Annotated in this window: 22 protein-coding genes; 14 read left to right on the top strand and 8 right to left on the bottom strand. The window is 70.6% G+C overall.

The window, feature by feature from the left end:
* Nucleotides 1-91: 91 nt before the first annotated feature.
* Nucleotides 92-535: an SgcJ/EcaC family oxidoreductase gene (locus MNZ39_RS11395; protein ID WP_242338484.1), complete on the bottom strand. Its 444-nt coding sequence runs from the start codon at nucleotides 533-535 to the stop codon at nucleotides 92-94.
* A 178-nt stretch (nucleotides 536-713) separates the two neighbouring features.
* Between MNZ39_RS11395 and MNZ39_RS11390 the strand changes: the two genes are divergently transcribed.
* Nucleotides 714-1,199, top strand: coding sequence for a YbaK/EbsC family protein (locus MNZ39_RS11390; protein WP_242338482.1), 486 nt, complete (start codon nucleotides 714-716; stop codon nucleotides 1,197-1,199).
* A gap of 84 nt (nucleotides 1,200-1,283) precedes the next feature.
* A complete protein-coding gene (locus MNZ39_RS11385) occupies nucleotides 1,284-2,123 on the top strand; it encodes a DMT family transporter (RefSeq protein WP_242338480.1) in 840 nt (279 codons plus the stop codon).
* A gap of 32 nt (nucleotides 2,124-2,155) precedes the next feature.
* On the opposite strand, the gene MNZ39_RS11380 is transcribed toward MNZ39_RS11385, so the two are convergent.
* Together MNZ39_RS11380 and fusA are read right to left on the bottom strand one after the other, a co-directional pair.
* The gene (locus tag MNZ39_RS11380) at nucleotides 2,156-3,439 is read right to left on the bottom strand and encodes a hypothetical protein (protein ID WP_242338478.1); all 1,284 of its coding nucleotides are present in this window, start codon (nucleotides 3,437-3,439) and stop codon (nucleotides 2,156-2,158) included.
* 16 nt (nucleotides 3,440-3,455) lie between these two features.
* Entirely contained in the window at nucleotides 3,456-5,546 is a 2,091-nt protein-coding gene (fusA, locus tag MNZ39_RS11375; protein ID WP_242338476.1) for an elongation factor G, read from the bottom strand.
* A 286-nt stretch (nucleotides 5,547-5,832) separates the two neighbouring features.
* Here fusA and MNZ39_RS11370 point away from each other — a divergent pair, with 286 nt between their 5' ends.
* The 5 genes from MNZ39_RS11370 (at nucleotide 5,833) to MNZ39_RS11350 (ending at nucleotide 9,676) form a co-directional block, all read left to right on the top strand.
* Entirely contained in the window at nucleotides 5,833-6,189 is a 357-nt protein-coding gene (locus tag MNZ39_RS11370) for a hypothetical protein (protein ID WP_242338474.1), read from the top strand.
* Nucleotides 6,190-6,232: 43 nt separating this feature from the next.
* Complete coding sequence (locus tag MNZ39_RS11365) at nucleotides 6,233-6,853, top strand: histidine phosphatase family protein (RefSeq protein ID WP_242338472.1); 621 nt, start codon at nucleotides 6,233-6,235, stop codon at nucleotides 6,851-6,853.
* 191 nt (nucleotides 6,854-7,044) lie between these two features.
* Nucleotides 7,045-7,221 (top strand): hypothetical protein, encoded by a 177-nt coding sequence (locus MNZ39_RS11360; RefSeq protein ID WP_242338471.1) that lies wholly within the window; start codon nucleotides 7,045-7,047, stop codon nucleotides 7,219-7,221.
* A gap of 195 nt (nucleotides 7,222-7,416) precedes the next feature.
* Entirely contained in the window at nucleotides 7,417-8,430 is a 1,014-nt protein-coding gene (locus MNZ39_RS11355; RefSeq protein WP_242338469.1) for a zinc-binding dehydrogenase, read from the top strand.
* Nucleotides 8,431-8,524: 94 nt separating this feature from the next.
* Nucleotides 8,525-9,676 (top strand): NAD(P)/FAD-dependent oxidoreductase, encoded by a 1,152-nt coding sequence (locus MNZ39_RS11350; protein WP_242338467.1) that lies wholly within the window; start codon nucleotides 8,525-8,527, stop codon nucleotides 9,674-9,676.
* 171 nt (nucleotides 9,677-9,847) lie between these two features.
* On the opposite strand, the gene infA is transcribed toward MNZ39_RS11350, so the two are convergent.
* Nucleotides 9,848-10,066 carry a translation initiation factor IF-1 gene (gene infA, locus MNZ39_RS11345; RefSeq protein WP_012097610.1) on the bottom strand — a complete coding sequence of 73 codons (219 nt, stop codon included), beginning with the start codon at nucleotides 10,064-10,066 and terminating at the stop codon, nucleotides 9,848-9,850.
* A gap of 647 nt (nucleotides 10,067-10,713) precedes the next feature.
* Between infA and rsgA the strand changes: the two genes are divergently transcribed.
* Nucleotides 10,714-11,763, top strand: a complete 1,050-nt coding sequence (gene rsgA / locus MNZ39_RS11340; RefSeq protein ID WP_242338465.1) for a ribosome small subunit-dependent GTPase A — start codon at nucleotides 10,714-10,716, stop codon at nucleotides 11,761-11,763.
* Between the two features lie 344 nt (nucleotides 11,764-12,107).
* On the opposite strand, the gene MNZ39_RS11335 is transcribed toward rsgA, so the two are convergent.
* Both MNZ39_RS11335 and MNZ39_RS11330 read right to left on the bottom strand, forming a co-directional pair.
* Nucleotides 12,108-13,019, bottom strand: coding sequence for a VOC family protein (locus MNZ39_RS11335; RefSeq protein ID WP_242338463.1), 912 nt, complete (start codon nucleotides 13,017-13,019; stop codon nucleotides 12,108-12,110).
* A gap of 213 nt (nucleotides 13,020-13,232) precedes the next feature.
* Complete coding sequence (locus MNZ39_RS11330; RefSeq protein WP_242338461.1) at nucleotides 13,233-14,096, bottom strand: RNA polymerase sigma factor; 864 nt, start codon at nucleotides 14,094-14,096, stop codon at nucleotides 13,233-13,235.
* On the opposite strand from MNZ39_RS11330, the gene MNZ39_RS11325 reads away from it, so the two are divergent.
* The 3 genes from MNZ39_RS11325 to MNZ39_RS11315 all read left to right on the top strand — a co-directional run bounded on the left by MNZ39_RS11325 (nucleotide 14,095) and on the right by MNZ39_RS11315 (nucleotide 16,571).
* The gene (locus MNZ39_RS11325; RefSeq protein ID WP_242338459.1) at nucleotides 14,095-14,709 is read left to right on the top strand and encodes a methyltransferase domain-containing protein; all 615 of its coding nucleotides are present in this window, start codon (nucleotides 14,095-14,097) and stop codon (nucleotides 14,707-14,709) included. The genes MNZ39_RS11330 and MNZ39_RS11325 overlap by 2 nt on opposite strands.
* A 408-nt stretch (nucleotides 14,710-15,117) precedes the next feature.
* Nucleotides 15,118-16,197 (top strand): S1 family peptidase, encoded by a 1,080-nt coding sequence (locus tag MNZ39_RS11320; RefSeq protein WP_242338457.1) that lies wholly within the window; start codon nucleotides 15,118-15,120, stop codon nucleotides 16,195-16,197.
* A 131-nt stretch (nucleotides 16,198-16,328) separates the two neighbouring features.
* On the top strand, nucleotides 16,329-16,571 hold the full coding sequence (locus MNZ39_RS11315; protein ID WP_242338455.1) for a hypothetical protein: 243 nt from the start codon (nucleotides 16,329-16,331) through the stop codon (nucleotides 16,569-16,571).
* 1,101 nt (nucleotides 16,572-17,672) lie between these two features.
* Here MNZ39_RS11315 and MNZ39_RS11310 read toward each other — a convergent pair.
* Complete coding sequence (locus tag MNZ39_RS11310) at nucleotides 17,673-18,065, bottom strand: GFA family protein (RefSeq protein WP_242338453.1); 393 nt, start codon at nucleotides 18,063-18,065, stop codon at nucleotides 17,673-17,675.
* A gap of 37 nt (nucleotides 18,066-18,102) precedes the next feature.
* Entirely contained in the window at nucleotides 18,103-18,327 is a 225-nt protein-coding gene (locus tag MNZ39_RS11305) for a hypothetical protein (protein ID WP_242338451.1), read from the bottom strand.
* Between the two features lie 178 nt (nucleotides 18,328-18,505).
* Here MNZ39_RS11305 and MNZ39_RS11300 point away from each other — a divergent pair, with 178 nt between their 5' ends.
* The 3 genes from MNZ39_RS11300 to MNZ39_RS11290 all read left to right on the top strand — a co-directional run bounded on the left by MNZ39_RS11300 (nucleotide 18,506) and on the right by MNZ39_RS11290 (nucleotide 22,101).
* Nucleotides 18,506-20,917, top strand: coding sequence for a molybdopterin-dependent oxidoreductase (locus MNZ39_RS11300; RefSeq protein ID WP_242338450.1), 2,412 nt, complete (start codon nucleotides 18,506-18,508; stop codon nucleotides 20,915-20,917).
* A gap of 263 nt (nucleotides 20,918-21,180) precedes the next feature.
* On the top strand, nucleotides 21,181-21,630 hold the full coding sequence (locus tag MNZ39_RS11295; RefSeq protein ID WP_242338448.1) for a DUF2703 domain-containing protein: 450 nt from the start codon (nucleotides 21,181-21,183) through the stop codon (nucleotides 21,628-21,630).
* Nucleotides 21,631-21,834: 204 nt separating this feature from the next.
* Complete coding sequence (locus MNZ39_RS11290) at nucleotides 21,835-22,101, top strand: hypothetical protein (RefSeq protein ID WP_242338447.1); 267 nt, start codon at nucleotides 21,835-21,837, stop codon at nucleotides 22,099-22,101.
* Nucleotides 22,102-22,154 lie beyond the last annotated feature (53 nt).

Raw genomic sequence — 22,154 nt, 5'->3', positions numbered from 1 at the left:
CCTCCCGCGCGAAGGGGCGAGCGAACCCCGGTGCGGAGAACGCGGCGATGCGTCCCCGGCGCCCGTCCGGAGACGCATCGCCGTTCGAGGTTCAGTGCACGGAACGCGGCGGAGGGAGATACGCGTACGGGCGCGCGTCGAGCCAATGCCAGGCATTGCCGCTCTTCCTGGCGAGCATCACGACGTGCAGCTTCATCGTCCTGGTCGAGCCATCCGGCATCCTGAAGTTCTGGAGCTCGTGATCGAGGTCCATGAACGCGAGGTCGTCCCCCATGCGCCGCACGGAGGAGATCGCGAACCGCGAAGTCGTGCCTGCGAGGATCGTCTCGCAATCGTGACGGTACGCGGCCGCGACGCCGGAGCGACCGTTCCCGACCTCTCCGGTGGGGGTGATGAGCGTGCCGTCCTCGGTCCAGAACGCCGCCACCGCCTCCACGTCGAACCGGTTGAACGCCTCGTTGAACTTCCGACACGCAGCTTCGAGCGATGGATCCGCCTTGTAGGGCTGCGTCCCGACTTCCTGCGTCGTTTCCATGAGCACACCTCCGTACGACCTAGGTCGTGGCGGTTGCGGCGGAAATGCTCGAGCGCAAATGCCAGGCGGGGGCGCCGGATCGGGTGAAAGGATCCCGCGAGGTCGGTTGGCCGTGACGTCGGCGCGAGGGCGGCGGTGCGACCAGCAGGCGCCGGTCGCCTCCTGATATGGATACACGATGCCACTGAAGCCGAGTGCTCAGAGGGTCCAGGACGCGCTGCGGGGCGCCGGCTTCGCGAACACCGTGATCGAGCTGCCCGACTCCGCTCGGACCGCAGCAGAAGCGGCGGCTGCGGTCGGTTGCGACGTGGGGCAGATCGTGAAGTCCCTGCTCTTCGAGGCGAAGCCGAGCGGACGCGCGGTGCTGGTCGCGGCGAGCGGGAGCCACCGCGTCGACGAGCAGGCGGTGTCGGCGGTGATCGGCGAGCGCATCGCACGCGCCTCGGCCGACTTCGTTCGCGAGCGCACCGGGTTCGCCATCGGCGGCGTGCCCCCCATCGGACATGCGCAACCGCTCCTGGCCGTGGTGGACGAGGCGCTGCTCGCGTACGAGCGCATCTGGGCGGCGGCCGGCCACCCCCACGCCGTGTTCGAGCTGACGCCCGCCGAGCTCGTGCGGATGACGGGCGGGAGGGTCGCGCGGCTCGCGGCGGCGGAGCCATAGCGCTTCGAGGAACGCGTAGGCCGCGCGAGCTCTCCGTACGAAGAGCGCGCCACCGGGCGGTCCCTCGACTAGGCTGCAGGCGCCATGTCATCCAGCCTGGCTGCCGTCGTGCTCGGCCTCGCCTCCGCCGCATCATGGGGAGCGGGGGACTTCACCGGGGGGATCGCCTCGAAGCGAGCGCCGGTCGTCGGCGTCCTCGTGCTCGGCCAGGCCGCTGGCGTGACGCTCATCTTCGCGGCGGCGCTGCTCCTTCACGAGAGCGTCCCCGCGCCCGCCACCCTCGCCTGGAGCGTCGCAGCGGGTGCTGCGGGAGCGGTCGGCCTCGCCGCGCTCTACCGCGCGCTCGCGGTGGGGCGCATGGCGGTGGTGGCGCCCGTCTCGGCGGTCCTCTCGGCGAGCATCCCGGTGGTGTGGGGCGCGCTCGCCGAAGGGATGCCGTCGGGCTCGAAGCTCGCCGGCTTCGTGCTCGCGCTCGCTGGCATCTGGCTCATCGCGCGCGCGGGGCCGCCCGGCGGCGGGACGGAGGGACTCGGGCTCGCCCTCGTCGCCGGCTGCGGCTTCGGCGCGTACCTGGTGCTGATGGACCGCGGTGCGCAGGGGGGAACGTTCTGGCCGCTCGCGGCGGCGCGCGGGACGTCGTTCGCCCTCGCGGTGGTCGTCGCCGGGGCCCGCCGGCGTCCGTGGGCGCCTCCGAGGCACGCCGTGCCGCTCGTTCTCCTCTCGGGGGTGCTCGACGCCGGCGGCAACGCCTTCTTCGTCCTGGCGACGCAGGCCGGCCGCCTCGACGTCGCGGCCGTCCTGGCGTCGATGTACCCGGCGAGCACGGTGGCGCTCGCGGCCGGGCTCCTTCGGGAACGCATCACCCGGCCGCAGTCGGCGGGCATCGTCGCGGTCCTGGGAGCGATCGCCCTGATCGCGGGGTGACGCCCGAGCGCGCGGCGTCGGAGGGAGGCTGGCTAGAACCGCGGAGCCCCGTAGCTCCGCTCGAACAGCGCACGGATCGCCGCGCGACCGTCGTCGGAGAGGTCTCGCGTGCCGGTGCCCGCGAACCTCTCGCGCCTGATGGCGGGAGGCTCCTCGGCGACCCAGTCCCGCTCGTTCCACCGGAACCAGCGCTTCTGCTCCTGGTCGAAGAGGTGGACCGGCTTTCCCCAGTGCCGCGCAAGCTCCACGGCCCAGCCCGTCGCGCCGTGCGCCGGCTCGTCGGCGGCGACGGCGCCGACGGCGAACACCTCGCCGGCCGTGCTCACCTGGTGCCAGATCGCCTGGAGCACGCGCCGCTGCTCCCCCGGCTCGGGGAGCGCACGGTGCAGGTGCGCCTTCAGGTAGGCGGCGCTGACCTCGCCCACCTTGAGCTCGTCCTCGCTCAGCTCGACGAGCCCGCGCGTCCGCGCGAGGTCGTGACGGCCGCCGAACGTGAAGTTCACCTCCCGGACGCCCCATCGTTCGGCGCAGGCGCCGAACTCCTCCTCGGCGCCCGCGGAGCCGCTCGCCAGCAGCGTGAACGACTCCGGGGAGAGCTCGTCCGGCGCCGAAGCCTCGTCGTCTCTCGGCGGCCGCAGCCGGCCGCCCTCGAGCACGAGGGGGACCTCGATCCCGGGGAACCGCTCGAAGTCCTTCGCCAGCGTCAGCCGGGCATGCCGTCCGTGCGGCTCGAGGGAGATGGCGACGTCGACGAGCGCGGCGCACTCGTCCGACAGCGGGGCGATGCGCCGGGCGCCGGCGAGCTCGCGGGCTCGCGCCGTCATCCAGATCTCGGCGCCGACGCGGGCCGCGCTCGCCTTGAACCCGCCGACCGTGGCGGCGCACGCGGGCTGTTCCCAGGCGAAGCCGTCGACGAGGATGGCGCGGGGACCGTGCTGGAGGTGCGCCTGGAACGCGGCCAGCGCCTCCTCGAGCCCCCGCACGCCGAAGGCGCGCTCCACCGACGACCAGATGAGCCGCCGGTGGGCGATGGCCTCGCGCACGCCCCCGCGGTCGGCCAGCCCGACACCCTCGGCGAGCTCGTCGAAGAGCGCGTCGTAGCGCGCGGAGACGTGCTCCACGGATTGGCCGACCGCGACGTGGAGGACCGGCTTCTCGCGCAGCAGGGCGTCCAGCCCGAGCTGCACGAGGCAAGCAGACTTCCCGACGCCCGCAGGCGCCACGATCACGCCCAGGTGACCCTTCCCGAGCCCGCCGCGGATGGAGCGGTCGAGTATCCGCAGCGGGCTCTGGAGGATCGCTTCCTGCCGGATCATGGGCGCCGGACGGGATCTACTTCTTGCCGCCCTCCGCGGCCTTCTTGCCGGCCGCCTTGGACATGAGCTCCTCGGCCATCGCCGTCGGGACCGGCAGGTACCGGGAGAACTCCATGCTGAACTCCGCCTTGCCCTGCGTCGAGGACCGGAGGGTCGTGGAGTACCCGAACATCTCGGCGAGGGGCACCTCGGCCTCGATGCGGACCAGCCCGCCGTCCTCCTGCGAGCCGACGATCATCGCGCGCCGCTGCATGAGCGTGCCGAGGACGCCGCCGGAGAACTCGGAGGGCGTCTCGACGCCGACCCGCATGATGGGCTCGAGCAGGCGCGGCTTCGCGCGATCGAAGCCCTCGCGCCAGGCGCCGCGCGCGGCCTCCTGGAAGGCGATGTCGGACGAGTCGACCGCGTGGCTCGCGCCGTCGTTGATGACGACGCGCACGTTCACCACGGGGAAGCCGAGCAGCCGCCCCTTGCCGAGCATCGAGCGGAAGCCCTTCTCGACCGCGGAGATGAACTCGCGGGGGATCGCGCCGCCCACCACGTCGTCGACGAACTCGTACGGCTGCTCGCAGGGCTCGATGTAGCCGCACACCCGGCCGAACTGCCCCGACCCGCCGGTCTGCTTCTTGTGCGTGTAGGCGAACTCGGCGCGCTGGCTCACGGTCTCGCGGTAGGCGACCTGGGGCGGGGACACCTCGACGAGCGCGTTGTACTCACGCTTCATGCGCTCGATGTAGACCTCGAGGTGAAGCTCGCCCATCCCGCGGATGATCGTCTCGCCGCTCTCCTCGTCGATGCCGGCGCGGAACGTCGGGTCCTCGCGGGTGAAGCGCCGGAGCGCCTTCCCCATGTTGGTCTCGCTCTTCGAGTCGGCCGGCTTGATGGAGAGGGAGATCACCGGATCCGGCACGTGCATCGAGGTCATGTTGAGCTTGACCTTGCCATCGGTGAACGTGTCGCCGGAGTTGCACTCGATGCCGAACATCGCGACGATGTCGCCGGAGCCGGCGGCGTCGATGTCCTCCATCTCGTCGGAGTGCATGCGCACGAGCCGTCCGACCCGGTGATCCTTCTTCGTGCGCATGTTCGTGATGAACATGTCGCGCGAGAGCCGGCCCTGGTAGATGCGCAGGTACGTGAGCTGACCGTACCGGCCGTCCTCGAGCTTGAACGCGAGCGCCACGGTGGGCTTGTCGTTGTCGATCGAGAGCACGACCTTCTGCTCGTCGGCGGCGAGGTCGTGGGCCTCGTTGACCACCTCGGTGGGATCGGGGAGGTAGTCGACCACGCCGTCGAGCAGCTTCTGGACGGCCTTGTTCTTGTACGCCGAGCCCATGAACACGGGCGTGAGCTTCAGCTCGATCGTGCCCTTGCGGATCGCCGCCTTGACGAGCTCCTCGGTGACCCGATCCTCGAGGATCGCCTCGGTCAGCTCGTCGGAGAACATCGACGCGGCGTCGAGCATCTCCTCGCGCGCCTTCGCCGCCTGCTCCTGCAGCTCCGCGGGGATCTCCGACTCGGTGATGACCTCGCCGTCCTTGCCGCTGAAGCGGACCGCCTTCATGGTCACGAGGTCGACCACGCCCTCGAACTTGTCCTCGAGGCCGATCGGGAGCTGCATCAGCACGGGGTTGTGCTGGAGCTTCTCGCGGAGCTGATCCTTCACGCGGAGCGGGTTCGCGCCGGAGCGGTCGCACTTGTTGACGAACGCGAGGCGCGGCACCCTGTAGCGCCGCATCTGGCGGTCGACGGTGAGCGACTGGCTCTGAACGCCCGCGACGGAGCAGAGCACCAGGATCGCGCCGTCCAGCACGCGCAGCGACCGCTCGACCTCGATGGTGAAGTCGACGTGCCCGGGGGTGTCGATGATGTTGAAGTGGAGCCCCTTCCACTCGCAGTGCGTCGCGGCGGAGGCGATGGTGATGCCGCGCTCGCGCTCGAGCTCCATCGAATCCATCTTGGCGCCGACGCCGTCCTTGCCCTTCACCTCGTGAATGGCGTGGATCCGGTTCGTGTAGAAGAGGATGCGCTCCGTCAGCGTGGTCTTGCCGCTGTCGATATGGGCCGAGATCCCGATGTTCCGGAGCTTCGAGAAATCCGTGTACACGTCTTACCTCCACCTGCGGGGCGGATTGAGCGATATGGGCGATTCGGTGCGCGGCGCCGCTCGCCGGCGAACCGGCTGGCCAGCATGGGCGCCGCTCGTGTCGAACCCGTCGGGCGTGGCCGGAATTTCGCGCCAGCGGGCCGACGGGTGTGGACCTGTACGCCGTTCACCCACCTCGACGGCGTCGCGCGCGCGCACCCTGGCACAACCGGTGGCGTTTCGCAACCCGGCGCCGATCCGCTCGACGCCCCATGCGCAGGAGCGTCTCCGCGCTTAATGTCCGCCCATGCGGAAAGGGTTCGTGCACGAGGCATCGATCGAGCTCGAACGCGATGGCGACCCTCAGGCCCCGGGCGCAGCGGTGACCGTGAACCTGTGCGGCCATTGGGAGCACGAGGGCGCGTGCCGCTGGCCCCACCAGTCGAACGTCGGCAGCCGCTCCGGTCGGAGGATTGGCTTGCGAGTCGTCTTCGTCGCCGAGCCCGCGGACGAGCACGAGGTGCGGTCGCGCATCGCGCGCGCGGTGCGTGACGGCAAGCTCGACGGGCCCACCGGGGTGAGCTACTGGACCGTGCTGACGGAGGGACCGTCCGAGCTGAGCCGTGAAGAGACAACGCTCGCGGCGGAGCTCACGTCCAAGTGATGCGCACTGCCGTTTCCGCCCGGGCAGCGTAGACGTTCGTCCGATGCCGCCGACCGAACGACACCTGCTCCTCGTGCGCCACGGCGAGACCGACTGGAACGCCGCCGGGCGGTGGCAGGGTCAGACGGACGTGCCGCTCAACGCGACCGGACGAGCGCAGGCGCTCGCGCTCGCGGCGCGGCTGCGCGCGGAGGGGGTCCGCGCGATCGCGACGAGCGACCTCTGCCGCGCCCGCGGCACCGCGGAGATCGTGGGCGAGGCGCTCGGGCTGGAGGTCGCGTTCGTGGACGCGGACCTGCGCGAGCGCGCCTACGGCCACTGGGAGGGCCTCACCCGGTGCGAGTGCGAGAGGCGGTTCCCGGAGGAGTGGGCGCGCCACGTGTCCGACCCGCGCGCGCCGCCGCCCGCCGGCGAGTCCATGGACGCGCTGCTCGCGCGCGTCGTCCCTGCGATCGGGCGGGCCGCCGAGCGGCTCGAGTCGCCGGCCGTGCTCGTGACCCACGGCGGCGTGATGCGGGCATTCCTCGTCGCCGCCCTCAGCAGCCAGCCGGGGCCCGCGCCGGTCGCGCCGCCGCGCTTCATCCCGAACGGCGGCGTATGGCGGGTGCGCCTCGTCGCTGGCCGCGTGGTCGGGGCGGCGGCGCTCGTCGGTGACGATCGCTGACCGGTCACCGCGCCTCAGCGACACGCGCGCGGCTTCGAGCTGCGAGGTCGAGAGCCGCTCAGGAAGACGATCTCGCTGCTCGCTTGGCAGCATCCCGAGCGCGGACGTCGCGAACCGAGCTTGGCCCCTTCCCGGGTGGACATGGCACGGAAGCGCACGGGTCGCTACGTCTCCCGCGAGAGGAGGGCCCAATGCCCCCGAGAGGCGTGAAGAGTCCCAAACGGAAGCGGCAGTACGAGCACATCAAGCAGTCGGCCGTGAAGCGCGGCGCGGGTTCTCGCCGCGCGAAGCAGATCGCCGCGCGCACCGTGAACAAGCAGCGGCGAAAGGCCGGCGCCACCAAGAAGGCGCGCTCGAAGCGCAGCTGACCGTCCCGGTCGTACCGATCGCCTCGGAGGAGGGCCCAGCGATCGACTCGAGCAGGCCCCGGATCGCGATCGAAGCTGCCGCGGGGCCTCGCGCACGGGTGCTCACCACGAGCCCGAGTCCCTCGCGACGCCGTCGTCACCATGAGACACACGCGCATCATCGTCACTCGCTACGGCGGGCCCGATGCACTTCGAGTGGTCGAGGAGGAGGTCCCCGAGCCGAAGGAGGGCGAGGTGCGGGTGAGGGTGCTGGCCGCAGGCGTCTCCTTGCCCGACATCATGGCGCGCGAGGGCATTCACCCCGAGACGCCCCCGGTGCCCTTCACGCCGGGGTGGGATCTGGTTGGCGTGGTGGATCGGCTCGGCGGCGGGGTCGGCGGCGTCGTACCAGGCCAGCGCGTCGCCGCCATGCCGATCCACGGAGCGTACGCGGGATTCGTCTGCCTGCCCCAGCGTGAGCTGGTTCCGGTGCCACCCGGGCTGGACCCCGCCGAGGCGGTCTGCCTCGTGCTGAACTACGTCACGGCCTACCAGATGATGCATCGTTCCGCGAAGGTCGGACCGGGCCAGCGCGCGCTGATTCACGGCGCGGCAGGCGGGGTCGGGACGGCGTTGTTGCAGCTCGGGGGCGTGGGCGGGCTGGAGCTGTACGGGACCGCCTCTTCGCGCGGGGCGCCGGTCGTCTCCGACCTGGGCGGTATCCCCATCGACTACCAGCGTCAGGACTTCGTGAAAGAGATTCGACGCCTCACCGGTGAGGGCGTGGACGTCGTCTTCGATCCTCTCGGAGGCGAGCACCTCTGGCAGTCGCGCAAGGCGCTTCGTCGTGGCGGGAGGGTGGTGGGTTACGGCCTCGTGAGCTCGATCCGTGGGGAGGGATTGACCTCGAGTCGTCCAGGCCGGCGTCAACGCTTTCGCGGAACCGCCATCTTCGCGGCGTACATCGCCGCCGGCTGGCTTCTCCCGGGCCGGAGACGCGTGGTCCCGTACAGCATCCAGACGCTCAAGCGGCTCAAGCCTGCCTGGTTTCGGCAGGACCTGATCGCCCTGCTCGACCTCCTCCGACAGCAAAAGATCAGGCCGCTCATCGCGCAGCGATTCCCGCTCGAGGAAGCGAGACAGGCGCAGGAGCTGCTCGGGAGCGGGGGCGTGGCGGGCAAGATCGTGCTCGTGCCCAATGCGCCGCCGCCCGAGCCGGGAGCGGCATGACGACGGCATGCATGGGACGGCGAATCGCAGCGCCGTCGAGGTGCGAGGTGCACGCGGAAGCCGCCTTCAGCGGCGCCGCGAACTGGAGGCGGACATGGGCGCGAGCGTCGTGATCTTGGGAGGCGGGGTAGGGGGGAGCGTCGTCGCGATGGAGCTGCGGGCGCAGCTCCCGGCGGAGCACCGGATCACCGTGGTCGAGCGTGCGGACCGCTTCGTGCTGGGGGCCTCGCTGCTGCGCGTCATCGTCGGCGAGCGTCGTCCGGAGGAGATCTCGCGACCCATGACTGCGCTCGCGCGGCACGGAGTCGAGGTCGTCACCGGCGACATCGAGCGGATAGACCCGTCGCGCCGGAGCGTGGAGGTCGGGGGACGCCGCCTCGAGGCGGATCACCTCGTCGTGGCCGTCGGGGCGGACCTCGATCCCTCCGCCGTCGCGGGGCTGGTGGAGTCCGGTCATTCCTTCTACACGCTCGAGGGCGCGGTGGCGCTCCGGGACGCGCTCGCGTCTTTCGCGGGAGGACGGCTCGTCGTCCTCACCGCAGCGCCGGCGTACAAGTGCCCCGCCGCGCCGTACGAAGCGGCACAGCTCATCGAATCGAGCCTTCGCAGGCGCGGCGTCCGCGAGAAGGTGGCTTTCGATCTGTACGCCGCGGAGCCGGCGCCGATGGGCGTCGCGGGGCCGAAAGTCTCGGCCGCGGTCCGCGACCTGCTGGCTGCAAAGGGGATCGGGTACCACCCGGACCACCAGATCGTCGCGGCAGACGCGCCCGCGAGGCGGCTTCGGTTCGCGAACGGTGCGGAGGCCGCGTACGATCTTCTCGCGTTCGTCGCGCCGCACCGGGCGCCCCGTGTCGTGAGCGACGCGGGGCTCGCCGCGCAGGGCGGGTGGGTTCCGGTCGATCGGGGCACCCTGCGCACCCGGTTCGAGCGGGTGTGGGCCATCGGCGACGTGACCGGGATCCCGCTGAAGATGGGAAAGCCGCTCCCGAAGGCCGCGACGTTCGCAGAGGGCGAGGCGCGGATCGTGGCGCGTTCCATCGCTGCGGAGATCCTGGGCGGACAGCCCTCCGAGCCCTACGTCGGGATCGGAGAGTGCTGGGTCGAGACGGGCGACGGCGCGACGGCCCACGGGAAGGGTGATTTCTTCGCCGAGCCGGTCCCCGTGGTCTCGCTCGAAGCGCCGTCCGCCGAGTCCCACCGCGCCAAGGATGCCTGGGAGCGCGAGTGGCTGGGTCGCTTCAGCTAAAGCGGACTCGCCCGCACGAACGGCTGAGCTGGACTGCGGGACCCTGCGCAGGGAAGCGAGCGGGTGCTCTCTGGAGCGACCCACGGCCGAGGAGAATGAGCCGGCTCGCGCCGGCTCATTCGATCCCGAGCAGCCACCGCCGAGCCCGCCACGAACCGGGCGGCTCGTGGGCTACTTGTCGCGGTAGGTGATGCGGCCGCGGGTCAGGTCGTACGGCGAGAGCTCCACCTTCACCCGGTCGCCCGTGATGATGCGGATGCGGAACCGCTTCATCTTGCCGGAGGGGTAGGCCAGCACGATCGGGCCCTGATCGAGCTTCACGCGATACATGCTGCCGCTCGACTCCTCCACCCTGCCCTGCACCTCGATACCGGCTTCCTTCTCGCTCATCTCTCTCCTTGTTCGTGAGTGCTTCGCTGTGAACTGCCCGTTCCGCAGCGCATCTGCGCGGGTCGTCCGAAGTACCGTCCGGACGAGCCCAGAAGATGAAGCTCTCGACGCGCGGCGTACAGAACCCGGACGCCACCCAGGCCGTCGGGGTGTCGTCCGAAACCCGCTGTCAGCTCGAGTGGAGGCGCGGGAATCGAAGCCAGCGCCATGGCCGCGGGTGGGCTGCCAACGGCTTTCATAACATGGAGTTGGGCAGGGCGCTGCGATGAAGGCAGCCCGCCCACCGCCCACCGGCTATCCGTCCGACCACCCAATGGTGGTGGGGCGGCGCGGGGAGGGTGGGGGACGGCGCCCGGGCGCTGCGGCTGTCCTGCGGGCTCGGGCGCGACTCAGGGCGCCACTCGCAAGAGCCCTCGAGACGGTCTGGAGCTCGCCCGTCCGATCGATGGTCTGGTCCTGCGACAAGCGCGCGCCAACGCGCCGCTTGCCTGCGCACCCGGCTCCGGTTTATTCCGGACGCGTGGATCGTGCCCGCTAGCCCGAGTCCGCGTCGCCCGCCGAACGGCAGGTGACGCGTCCTGTCGGATCCCGCCACCGCCATCGCGCGGCGTGGATCCCGTCCGTCACTCGCGCTTTCGAGGCACGCCTTGGTCCATCCCGAGCTCATCGGCTTCGGTCCCTTCTTCTCCTCCCAGCTCACGGTGGAGGAGCTCCAGTCCTCCCTCGTCGGCCGCGCGGTCGCGGATCGCGGCCGCGGCCTCCTCGTCCGGTTCCCGGACGGCGCCCACCCGGTCGTCGTGCCGGGTCGGCTGCGCGCCGAAGGCGTCCTCCCGGTGGTGGGCGACTTCGTCGTCGCGACCCCCGCGCCCGATCGTACCGTCACGCGCGTCCTCGAGCGTCGCACCTGGCTTTCCCGCAACGTCGCGGGCGGCGCCACTGCGGAGCAGGTGCTCGCCGCCAACGTGGACGTCGTGTTCGTCGTGCAGGGGCTCGACGAGGGTTCGAACCCGCGCCGCCTCGAGCGGACCCTCGCGGCGGTGTACTCGGGCGGCGCGGAGCCCGTGATCGTCCTCACGAAGCCGGACCGGGCGGAGGACCTCGCCTCCGCGCTCGCCGAGGCCCGCGCCGCCGCGCCCGCCGTGGACGTCGAGGTCGCGTCCGGCCTCACGGGCGAGGGTGTCGCCGCGCTCGCGGCGCGGCTCCGCCCCGACCGCACCGGCGTCCTCGTGGGCCCCTCCGGAGCAGGCAAGTCCACCCTCACGAACGCGCTCCTCGGCCGCGAGGCGCAGCGCACCGCGCCGGTGCGTGCCGCCGACGACCGCGGCGTCCACACGACCTCGGCACGCGAGCTCTTCCTGCTGCCCGGCGGCGGTGCGCTCGTGGACGGTCCGGGGATCCGCGAGCTCCGGCTCTGGGACGCGGGCGGGCTCGACGCGACGTTCGAGGACCTCGCCGCGATCGCGGCGCGCTGCCGGTTCCGGGACTGCTCCCACGCGGCCGAGCCCGGGTGCGCCGTCCGGGAGGCGATCGCCGGCGGGCGCCTCGACGCCGCGCGCGTCGAGAGCCACCGCAAGCTCGCGCTCGAGCTCGCGAGGCAGGCGGCGCGGCGCGAGGGCGGCGCGGCGCGGGGGGAGCGCGAGCGCTGGAAGTCGGTGTCGAAGGAGCTGCGCCGGCTTTATCGCGATCGGCGGCGCTGACGCGCGTGCTCGTCGCCAGCAGGGGACGACGGCAGCTTCAGCCGGGGCGGTCTTCAGTCCAGGTACTTCCAGGTCCGCGCGCCGTCGAGGCGGCGGACGCGGATCCCCTCGAGCACCGCGGGCTCGAGCAGACGAGCGTTCACGCCAGCCGACGCGACGGCAGGACTCGAGGTGGTCACCGGGCTCGTTCACACCATCATCGGTCGTGGCCCACCACAGGCAATTCGTCACCGACGGCGGTGGACCGCGAGTGACATCGGCTCGCGCTGGTGGGGTCCGGCATCATCCCAGCGCGCTTGACCCGCTGCAGGCGAATCGGCACGCGGGCCCACCGAAGTGCGGAGTCAGCGCCGGGCTGGGCCCGCAGTCAGCTCGTCGATCCAGAACGTCGCGCCCTGTGGGTCGGCGATCAAGGCTCTCCTGAACCCGGGCGAGTCGTGCGGAGGGACGACCACCGTGCCGCCGAGCCCCGCCGCACGGTCCGCCACCGCGTCGGCGCCGGCCACCCAGAAGTCGACGTGCCAGCGCGGCGACGATCCGCGGTCGGCGGCGGGCACCATCACCGCGACGACGTCGCGAGGCACGGGTTGCTCCGGCTCGCCGCCGACGAATCCCGGAAGTCGCCATAGCGTGATCTGGACTCCGCCCGCGTCGAACACGTCGGGACGCCAGCCGAACACCGCGCCATAGAACGCCGTGGCGCTCTCGGGATCCGAGGAGTGGAGCGAGCTCATCGACCACGTGCGCGGCTCGTTCACGAGCTGCGCGCCCTCGCGAGCCCTGGCCTCCCACACGCAGAAGGGCGCGCCCGCGGGATCCGCGAGCACGGCTGCGCGGCCAGCGGGGGGAACGTCGAATGGCGGCTGGAGAACGCTTCCGCCGGCCCGCTTCGCCGCCGCGACCGCTCCGTCGGCGCTGTCCACGCGGACATAGGTGTTCCACATCGCGCGCGGATGGCCGTTCCAGCGCGAGCCGATCCCCGCCACGTCGCGACCTCTCACTCGGGCGATGAAGTACTGGCTCGAGGGATCGGCTGCCCCCGGGCCCGGGCCCGTGAATTCCCATTCGAACAGGGCGCCGTAGAAATCCAGCGCACCTCGCGGATCCGGCTGCAGGGTGTCGACCCAGCAGGGGACGCCAGGTGGATACCGCTCGCGCTCACTCACGCCGACCCTCCCGCCGCAACGCGCGACCTCTCGCGAACTAGTGCGGCAGGAATCGAGCCGCAACGCGCAAGATCGAGCGTCGGTGCGCACGCTCGGCGCATCCGAAGCCGCGGAAGCAGGCGAAGAACATGAAGGCCATGAAGACGAGGCCGATGAGCGGCAGGACCCACCAGTAATCAGTGCCTGTCGTTCCCCAGTATCCACACCACGGCATGGGAGCTTCTCCTGGCCCCGACCCATCTCAGGGACGAAAGGGTGCGTCTCCTCCGTGGACGAACGGGGCTCGGAAAGGATACGGGTGGTCTACTTTCCGCGGCCGAGCGAAACGAGCCCGGGCTTGGGGGCGCAGGCGAACTCGTTCTGCTCGTCGCGCTCGAACGTACAGGCGCGCTCCAGGGCGGCCTTCAGAGCCCCGCGCGCTCGATGTAGCCGGATCTTTGCGGCTCCCAGTGACACGCCGAGCGCCTCGGCGAGCTCGCGGTCGCTCAACCCGCGAAGCTCCCCGAGCAGGATCGCAGCACGCTGGCTGGTGGGGAGCTGCTCGACGACGTCCAGGATGCACGCCCTCATCCGCGTGCGGTCCACCTCGCCATCGAGAGAACGCTCGTGCGTCGCCTCCGCGGAGCGCGCCGCGTCGAGCGGGTCGGTCTCGTCGTCGTGTCGCTCGACATCGACGTACCGTCCGGCGGTCCTCAGCCGGTCGATGGCCGCGTTCGTTGCGATGCGATAGAGCCACGTCAAGACACGCGAGTCGCGCCGGAAGGTGCCGACGGCGCGCTGCGCCTTCTCGAACACGTCCTGCGCGAGATCCTCGGCGTCCGCCGAGCCGACCAGGCGTTCAAGGTAGCGGCGGATGCGCTCACCGTACTTTTCGTGAAGGCTTTCGATGCCGAGCGCGCGCGGTTCAGAGAGCATGGCGCCGTCGATGCTCGCACTCCTGTTCCGGTGCCACCAGGGCGAGCTGGCAAGCGGCTCTCCTCGGAGCTTCCCGGGCCCGGTCCCGTACAGCGCCTGGCGCTCGTGGACCGGCGTCGCCGGTGGCGGGGCGTAAGGAATCTCTTGGGGAGGTTCCCACCCGTCCGATGAGTATCTCGGCGTTTCGCGTGCTCGTGAGCAACGCCGCCGGCAGATCCCCACGCGCGGTGTTTCCGCGGGTGAGGCTTCCATGGCCGTGGCGTGCCCTGTCGATCTCGATACTGCCAGGCTCCGGGCGGAGATTCAGTCCATCTACTCTCGTGTCGCCTCGGCCCCGGACGGCGAGTTCCACTTCCACCGCGGGCTCGACTATGCAGTGGACTTCCTTCGCTACGACCGAGCCGCGCTCGCCGCCCTGCCGCCGCTCGCGGTCGAGTCGTTCGCCGGCGTGGGTAACCCGCTGCGGATGGAGACCATCACCGCGGGATCCACGGTCGTCGACATCGGCTGCGGCGCCGGCACGGACCTTCTGCTTGCCGCGAAAGCGGCCGGACCCGGCGGGCGCGCCATCGGCATCGACATGACGCAGTCGATGCTCCGGAAGGCGGAGGCCGCGGCGGCGGCTGCGGGGCTGACGAACGTGGAGCTGCGTCAGGGGGACGCGCTCGAGCTCCCGGTCGAGAGCGGCTCGGTGGGCTTCGTCATCTCGAACGGCGTGTTGAACCTCGCGCCTGACAAGCGCCGCGCCTTCTCGGAGGTGTTCAGGGTACTTCGTCCAGCGGGCCGGTTCCTGTATGCCGACATCGTGGTCCGCTCGGAGCTTCCGGAGTCGATCCGGAGCGACATCGATCTCTGGTCGGGTTGAATTGGCGGTGCTCTGCCGGAGGCGGAGCTCCTGTCGCTCCTCGGCGAGCTCGGGTTCATCGCCGCGGAAGTCCGCGAGCGGTTCGATCCCTTCCTCGGCACGTCCAAGGAAAGGGTCACGCGGAAGTTCCAGGTGACGGGCGTCAACGTCCGGTCGGCGAAGCGACCAGGGTGAAGCCCAGCCGGCTGCTTCTGGCCTCGTCAACCCGCTTCACTCGCTCTCGATCTCATCCGGAGACGGGCGGCCGGTCGAGGCGAGCAGGCGCACTGCTTCCCTCCCGGGCGGCCCAGACGAGCGAACCCGCTGGCGCCGCTCCTCCCGCATCCGGGCGTGGTAGACGGGGGCATCGCTCACAAGGACAGGGGGTCCGACATGGCCGACGTGACGAGGCCCGGTTCGAGGCGGCTCGTGAGGCTCCTGCTCATCGGAGCGTTGCTCGTGGCTGGGCTGCAGGCGGGCCGCGTAGGCGTGACGCACGCGCGCGCCGGCGTCGGGCCCGACTCCCCGGGCGCGTCGGGCGGCGTCGCGGCCGAGAATGCACCGCCCGGGCTGGAGCAGGCGATCGCCGCGCAGGAGCGGGCCAACCCGCGCCTGCTCTCCATCGCGGGTGTCGTCGGGACCGCGGTCGGGCTGGCCGGCAACGGGGGGGCGTCCATCCTGGTGTTCAGCGACGGCCGCGTGAACCTCGGCCACCTCCCGGGGCGGATCGACGACGTGCCGGTCGAGGTTCAGGTGACCGGCAGGTTCCACGCGATGCTGTCGCCCGAGGCGAAGCGGGGTGGCGGCGCCTCGCCGAAGAGCCGGTTCGGCGATCCGGTCCCGATCGGCGTCTCGACCGGAAACGCGAACGAGTGCTCTGCCGGCACGATCGGGGCGCGGGTGGCGGGTGGCGGCAAGCACTACGCGCTGAGCAACAATCACGTGTACGCGCGAGAGAATGCGGGCTCGCCAGGCGAGATCATCGCCCAGCCCGGGCTGTACGATACGCAGTGCAGCTTCGATCCCGCCGACCAGCTCGGGCGGCTCGCCGCCTCGGGCCGCATCACGTTCTCGACCTCGGCCTCGAACACCATCGACGCAGCGATCGCCGAGGTGAACTACGACACGGGCCTCCGCTCGCTCGGGACGAGCACGCCTCCCGGCGGATACGGCATGCCACGGACGACGACGGCGACACCTGCCCTCGACCTCGCGGTCCAGAAGTTCGGGCGCACCTCGGCGCTCACTCGCGGCACCATCACCGGGGTCAACGTGACGGTGAACGTCGACTACGGCTCGGCAGGAGTCGCGCGGTTCGTCAACCAGGTCACGGTCACGTCCGCTGGCCCGTTCATCAAGCCGGGCGACTCGGGCTCGCTGCTCGTCACCGACCCGGACAGAAAGCCGGTGGGGCTCCTGTTCGCGGGCAGCTCGAGCGGTAAGTACGCCATCGCCAACCCGATCGGTCCCGTGCTGCAAGCGTTCGGCGTGACGATCGAGGGGGAGTGAGCGCCCGGGCCGGCATCACGTCGCGACGAAGGCGCCCATGCGGTCTCGCGCCGCTGCTGGCGCTGGCGGCGCTGGCCGCCGCATGGCCGCGCCCTGACGCGCGCGGCTCGGAGCCGCAGAAGGAGGCGAGCATGACGGCGGACGCGATCGACGACGTGCTCCGGAAGCGTACCGATGAGCTCCTCGCGCTCGCGGGCGTGACGGGCACCGCGCGCGGGCTCTGCTCGGGCGCTCCCTGCGCGAAGGTGTACGTGGTCCAGGCGACGCCGGAGCTCGAGCGCAGCATCGCCGGGATCCTCGCGAGCGTTCCGTTCGAGATCGAGGAGACGGGCGACATCCGTGCCGTCCCGCGGGAAGACTCGAAGGCACGCTGACGGATCACGCCGGGTGCTCGATCCAGCGAGCCACATCCGCGAGACATCTCCACGCCTGCGCTCCGCGTGACCCTCCCGCTGGCCGAGCGTACGAGGGCATCATCCACCGCTCATCATCTCTTCATTCGGGTGAGGGAGCGGGCTTCCGCATCGCCTGGCCACTAGCGCTGGCGCCGCGCTCACGAACGCCTGCGAGACGCCGGCGCTCCGCGAACCAGGGTCTTCGTGCCGCGCTCGAGCGTCGCTCCCTCTCGGCTCTGCCAGCGACCGGCGAAGATCAGGACCGTGAACACCAGCGAGAGAGCGACACCTCCCAGATAAATGGCGGCACTAGGTGAAGAAGGAGATCTGCTCCGGGCTCTTCTGAGCGGCCCCGCCGATGATGACCGTCATGAAGATCGTGACGATGAGTCCCATCACGGAGATCGTCGTCGAGATCCGCACTCGGGATCTCTTGGCGAGCCATGCAGTCGCCCCAAGTAGCGCGACCGCGAACAATTCGACGAACGCGATGCCGCTCATGCGCCGCATCATCGCATGGCGCGACGCACTCACGGGAACGAGCCGTCGCCGTCGTACTTCATGATCTCCCCCCGGTGCGCACGCCTCGCCCGCTGCCTCCGCCCAGCTCGAGTGTGATCTCGTCGCGGCGGCGGAGGTCCCGACCGACGTCCACGATACGACGGCGGGGTACCAGCGGCCCAGCAGCGTGAACCCGAGCTGCGTCGGGTCGGAAATATCTCGTAGCCTGCCCCACATCGATAAAACGAAGCTTCCGCAGCGTCCGGTGACGTTCAGGTTCGTGGTGCTTGCAGATGGAAGGCCGGCCGGGCTTCAGTGGATGTCCCGGAGCGTGGAACGCGAGTTCGCGTGTGCGGTGTGGCAGGCCGTCTCTCGGTGCTCCTGGAAACCCGGTCGCGACCCGGAGGGTCGCCCGGTACCGACCTGGTTACTCGTGCCGCTCTCCGTGAGGTAGCTTCTCTGCCAGGAAAGACCCGCCATGCGGGGGTTAGCGCGTCAGGAAGCGAAGACGGCTCACCGCACGGTCTCGTGGCTCACCCCGCCAATCCTTGGGCGCCTCGCGGCTGCCTTCGCGTCGACCTACTCCTCGAAGCGACCCGAGGCGTCACGATCGCGGTCGTAATGTCGGGTGAGCGGGAACGGCGGCAACCAGGACTCGCGCCGGATGGTCCAGCTTTCGTAGGTCGGCTTCAGCTGGTCAGGGGCATCCAGGGATCCCAGGTTCACTTCGATCTCGTCTGCGGTGCGTCCGAAAACGGACGAGCCGCAGCGGGGACAGAAGAACCGCCCGGCGTAGTCGCGTGTCTCGCCATCGATCGTCACTGCATCCTGAGGGAACACGGCCGAAGCGCCAAAGAGCGCCCCATGATGCTTGCGGCAGTCGAGACAGTGACAGAGGCCGACCCGGTAAGGGAGTCCCGAGGCCACGATGCGGACGTTGCCGCACAGGCAACCGCCGGTGAATCGGTCCATGCTGCGTCTCCTCCAAGAGCAAGCGGCCGGAATGTTCTTAGCGAACAGCGCCGTCACCGCAATTGACGCGCCGGCAGTCCGACCACCTCCGGGACTGCATCGCCCCCGCGGGCGTTCGCGATTCACCATGAGCGTCCATGTCGCCGACCCAGAAGTCCATGTCGAGGGTGACGAGCTGGCGCCCGAACTGGACCCGCATCTCGCGGATGCTCGCGTCGTGCATCCCGTTCGGAAGCTGGGCGAGGACGTCGTCAGGTGTCACGCGCTCATCCTTGCTGGCTCGTTCGAGAGACCAGCGCGGACCCAGGAAGGCAGCCAGGCCGCCGCACCAGCCATGCTGATGTTATCGGGGCTCCAGGTGCGCGGCGGAGGCGCACGCTCCCCGGCCAGCACGCCGAGGGGCTTCTCCGGTGGCAGCATCACGGCCAAGGGCACAGACGATGGCGGCCGGCAGCACGACATCGGAGCGCGTCTCCACGTACTGCGCGCTGTGCGTCTCGCGCTGCGGCGCGATCGCTACCGTCGAGGGGGGACGCTTCGTCCGCCTCGATCCCGACCCGTCGCATCCCACTGGCCAGGCGCTCTGTGCGAAGGGCCGGGCCGGGCCAGAGCTCGTCTATCACCGCGACCGCCTGAAATACCCGTTGAGGCGCACGCGTCCGAAGGGCGATCCCGACCCGGGCTGGCAACGGATCGGCTGGGACGAAGCGCTGGAGCTCACCGCGTCGCGGCTCCGCGCGCTCGCCGCGGAGTCCGGGCCCGAGAGCGTCGCATTCAGCCTGGTCTCGCCCTCGACCTCGGCGTCGGACGACTCGATGGCCTGGGTCGAACGGCTGACGCGCACCTTCGGCAGCCCGAACCTCGTCGTCGCGATGGAGCTGTGCGGCTGGGGCCGGTACTTCGCGACGGGCTTCACGTTCGGCGCGCCGGTGCCGGGACGTTACCTGCCCGACCTCGAGAACGCCGGCTGTATCCTCTTCTGGGGCTACAACCCCAACCACGCGCGGCTCAGCCACGCGACCGCGACCATCGCGGCACAGAAGCGCGGGGCACGCCTCGTCGTGGTCGACCCACGACGCACCGAACCGGCTCGGCGGGCCGACGCGTGGCTGCGGGTGCGCCCGGGCACTGACGGCGCGCTCGCCCTGGGGATCGCCGGGGTGATGATCGAGCGCGGCTGGTTCGACGAGCCGTTCATCCGTGAGTGGACGAACGGCCCGCTGCTCGTTCGCTCGGATACGGGCCGCCTCCTCACCGAGGCCGACCTCTCGGAGGGCGGGGACCGGGGACGCTACGTGGCTTGGGATCGGCCTGCCGGCCGCCCCACCGTCTACGATCCCGCCCGTGGACGGTACGAGGTCGACTCCGCGGACCTCGCCCTGTTCGGCGAGTACGCTCTGGAGACGCCGACGGGCGGCGTGCACTGCCGGACCGCCTTCGATCTCGCGGCCGCGCGCTGCCGCACCTATTCGCCGGAGCGAGTGGAGTCGATCACCGGCGTCGAACGAGGTGAGGTCGAGCACGCAGCGCGGCTCCTGTGGGAGGCGAGGCCCCTCGCGTACTACGCGTGGAGCGGCGTCGAGATGCAGACGAACGCGACCCAGATCGCACGCGCGATCGCGCAGCTCTCCGTGCTGACGGGCAGCTTCGATGCACGGGGCGGCAACGTGCTCTTCCCCGCAATCCCCACGCCCGTCGTCGGGAGCCAGGGACTGCCGCAGCCGGAGCGGCCCGCCGTGGGGCTCGGCGTCGCGGAACGCCCGCTCGGCCCGGCGCGATGGGGATTCGCGACGACCGACGAGCTGTACCGAGGCATCCTCGACCGCAAGCCCTATGCGGTGCGAGGCCTCGTCGGATTCGGCACCAACCTCCTGCTGTCGCACGGCGACGTCCTGCGCGGGCGCGAGGCGCTGGCCGCGCTCGACTTCTACGTCCACGCGGACCTGTTCATGAACCCCACGGCGGAGCTCGCCGACATCGTCCTTCCGGTGGCGAGCGGGTTCGAGCGCGAGGCGCTCAAGCTCGGCTTCGAGGTGAGCCCCGAGGCGCAGTCGTTGGTCCAGCTGCGCCGACCCGTGGCCGCGCCCCCCGGCGAGGCGCGTTCCGATACCGAGATCGTCTTCGTCCTCGCCGTCGGTCTCGGTCTCGGCGATCACTTCTGGCAGGGGAACATCGACGCGGCCTACCGCCGCCAGCTCGGGCCCTCGGGACTCTCGCTCGACTGGCTGCGCGACCACCCCGAGGGTGCGCGCGTCGCGCTCGAGACGCGCTACCGCAAGTTCGCCGACGAGGTCGACGGTGTCCCGGTGAGCTTCGACACGCCCACGCGCAAGATCGAGCTGTACTCGGAGACCCTGCTCGCGCATGGCTATCCGCCGCTGCCGGAGTACCAGGAGCCGCTGGTCGGTCCGGTGTCCCGTCCGGATCTCGTGGAGCGCTATCCGCTGATCCTCACGTGCACCAAGCACACCCTGTTCTGCGAGAGCCAGCACCGCGCGCTTCCCAGCCTGCGGCGCAAGGCGATGGACCCCGAGGTCGAGCTGCATCCCAGTGCCGCGGCGAAACGGGGAATCGCGGCGGGCGACTGGGTCAGCATCGAGACGCCCGACGGGAGCGTGCGTGCGCGGGCGCGGCTGAACGATACTCTGCAGCCGGACGTGGTCTGCGGACAGCACGGCTGGTGGCAGGCGTGTCGGGACGTGGGAGCGCCCGGCTACGAGCCGTTCAGTCCCGACGGCGCGAACTACAACCTCCTGATCGGGAACGGGGCGATCGACCCGATCAGCGGGTCCGTGCCTCACCGAGCGTATCTCTGCGAGATCCGGTTGGCGGAGCATCCCAGAGACCGATGACCGCGCCGCCAGCGCTCGCGAGCTGCGATGCCATGACGGCTGCTCCATGGGGCAGCGCTCGTCACCATGACGACCAAGCTGGCGCCGAGTCGAAGCGTTCTCGGAAAGCGCGGTGCTCGGGACCGCCTTCATGATCGCCGTGGTCTGCCTGTATTCCCACTCCGGCCGCGGCTCACCGCCACGTTCGTCGGCGTCGGTGCTCGCGGTATCCTGATCGTGAGGTGGCTCCTCAGCGCGGTGACTCTAGAAGAGGGGCGGGACCGATGAAGACCCTGACGATCCGGTGGCAGCGGCTGGTCGCGGCAGGGGAGACCTGCCCGCGCTGCGGAGGCACGGGCGACGAAGTGCGAAAGGCGGCTGGAGTCCTCGGTCGGGCACTCGAGCCGCTCGGAATCGAGATCGTCCTCGACGAGGCCGAAATCGGGCTCCAGGATTTCAAGCGCGAGCCGCTAGAGTCGAACCGCATCTTGATCGGCGGGCGCTCCATCGAGGACTGGCTGGGGGCGACGGCCGGTCAGAGCCCGTGCTGTGACGTTTGCGGCCCGAACGAGTGCAGGACCGTAACCGTCGACGGGCGGACACACGAGACGATACCCGCCGCTCTCATCATCCGGGCCGGCCTGCTTGCTGCGGCCGCGCTGACGACCGCAGCGTCCGAGCAGCCCTGCTGCGCTCCCACTGTGGCGGTGCCGGCCGGGAAGGTTTGCCGATGAGCAAACGCAAGCCGCCGCGCTCGTGTGACGCAGGCGCTCCTCCCATCTGCGGGATCGACGTTGACGGAACGCGCACTCACCGTTGAACCCTGACCTGCAGCGCGTGCGAATCTGCACGTCGTAGCGCGCGTTCAACTCAGCCCACGCCTCCGGAGGAACGGAGAAACACAGAAGCACCCCTGAGTGCGAGAAACCTCAAAGCCTATGTTTCGCATCGAGGATGACCTCCACGCCGAACCTCAACCGGCTGAGTACGATTCGCTCGCAGACGCGCTCGCCGAACTGCGGCGGTTTGCGCTGACGCCGTACGGGAAGCCACCAAACCTCGCGCCGTGCACTTCCTGGGTGACGTGCGGTCGCTGCTGGGAGGTTGTCGAGTACGACACCTCGACGACCCCGTGGACCACCATCTCGCGGGAGTCGTACCTCGAAATCGACGCGGCGGGCGCGAGGTGGTTGCGCGAGGCGTGACTCTGGCTCGGACGCCAACTTGGTGTAGGGAGGGCAGGCGCGTGACGAAGTGG

Source organism: Anaeromyxobacter sp. SG66, from assembly GCF_022690805.1.
Taxonomy (GTDB): domain Bacteria; phylum Myxococcota; class Myxococcia; order Myxococcales; family Anaeromyxobacteraceae; genus Anaeromyxobacter; species Anaeromyxobacter soli.
Note: the sequence above shows the minus strand (reverse complement) of the source record. Positions and strands in the feature narration are given on the sequence as shown.

Excerpts from the sequence above, each read along its gene's own strand:
- MNZ39_RS11395 (WP_242338484.1), bottom strand. The coding sequence starts at position 535 with ATGGAAACGACGCAGGAAGTCGGGACGCAGCCCTACAAGGCGGATCCA.
- MNZ39_RS11390 (WP_242338482.1), top strand. The coding sequence starts at position 714 with ATGCCACTGAAGCCGAGTGCTCAGAGGGTCCAGGACGCGCTGCGGGGC.
- MNZ39_RS11385 (WP_242338480.1), top strand. The coding sequence starts at position 1,284 with ATGTCATCCAGCCTGGCTGCCGTCGTGCTCGGCCTCGCCTCCGCCGCA.
- MNZ39_RS11380 (WP_242338478.1), bottom strand. The coding sequence starts at position 3,439 with ATGATCCGGCAGGAAGCGATCCTCCAGAGCCCGCTGCGGATACTCGAC.
- MNZ39_RS11370 (WP_242338474.1), top strand. The coding sequence starts at position 5,833 with ATGCGGAAAGGGTTCGTGCACGAGGCATCGATCGAGCTCGAACGCGAT.
- MNZ39_RS11365 (WP_242338472.1), top strand. The coding sequence starts at position 6,233 with ATGCCGCCGACCGAACGACACCTGCTCCTCGTGCGCCACGGCGAGACC.
- MNZ39_RS11360 (WP_242338471.1), top strand. The coding sequence starts at position 7,045 with ATGCCCCCGAGAGGCGTGAAGAGTCCCAAACGGAAGCGGCAGTACGAG.
- MNZ39_RS11350 (WP_242338467.1), top strand. The coding sequence starts at position 8,525 with ATGGGCGCGAGCGTCGTGATCTTGGGAGGCGGGGTAGGGGGGAGCGTC.
- infA (WP_012097610.1), bottom strand. The coding sequence starts at position 10,066 with ATGAGCGAGAAGGAAGCCGGTATCGAGGTGCAGGGCAGGGTGGAGGAG.
- MNZ39_RS11325 (WP_242338459.1), top strand. The coding sequence starts at position 14,095 with ATGGCCGTGGCGTGCCCTGTCGATCTCGATACTGCCAGGCTCCGGGCG.
- MNZ39_RS11330 (WP_242338461.1), bottom strand. The coding sequence starts at position 14,096 with ATGGAAGCCTCACCCGCGGAAACACCGCGCGTGGGGATCTGCCGGCGG.
- MNZ39_RS11315 (WP_242338455.1), top strand. The coding sequence starts at position 16,329 with ATGACGGCGGACGCGATCGACGACGTGCTCCGGAAGCGTACCGATGAG.
- MNZ39_RS11310 (WP_242338453.1), bottom strand. The coding sequence starts at position 18,065 with ATGGACCGATTCACCGGCGGTTGCCTGTGCGGCAACGTCCGCATCGTG.
- MNZ39_RS11300 (WP_242338450.1), top strand. The coding sequence starts at position 18,506 with ATGGCGGCCGGCAGCACGACATCGGAGCGCGTCTCCACGTACTGCGCG.
- MNZ39_RS11295 (WP_242338448.1), top strand. The coding sequence starts at position 21,181 with ATGAAGACCCTGACGATCCGGTGGCAGCGGCTGGTCGCGGCAGGGGAG.
- MNZ39_RS11290 (WP_242338447.1), top strand. The coding sequence starts at position 21,835 with ATGTTTCGCATCGAGGATGACCTCCACGCCGAACCTCAACCGGCTGAG.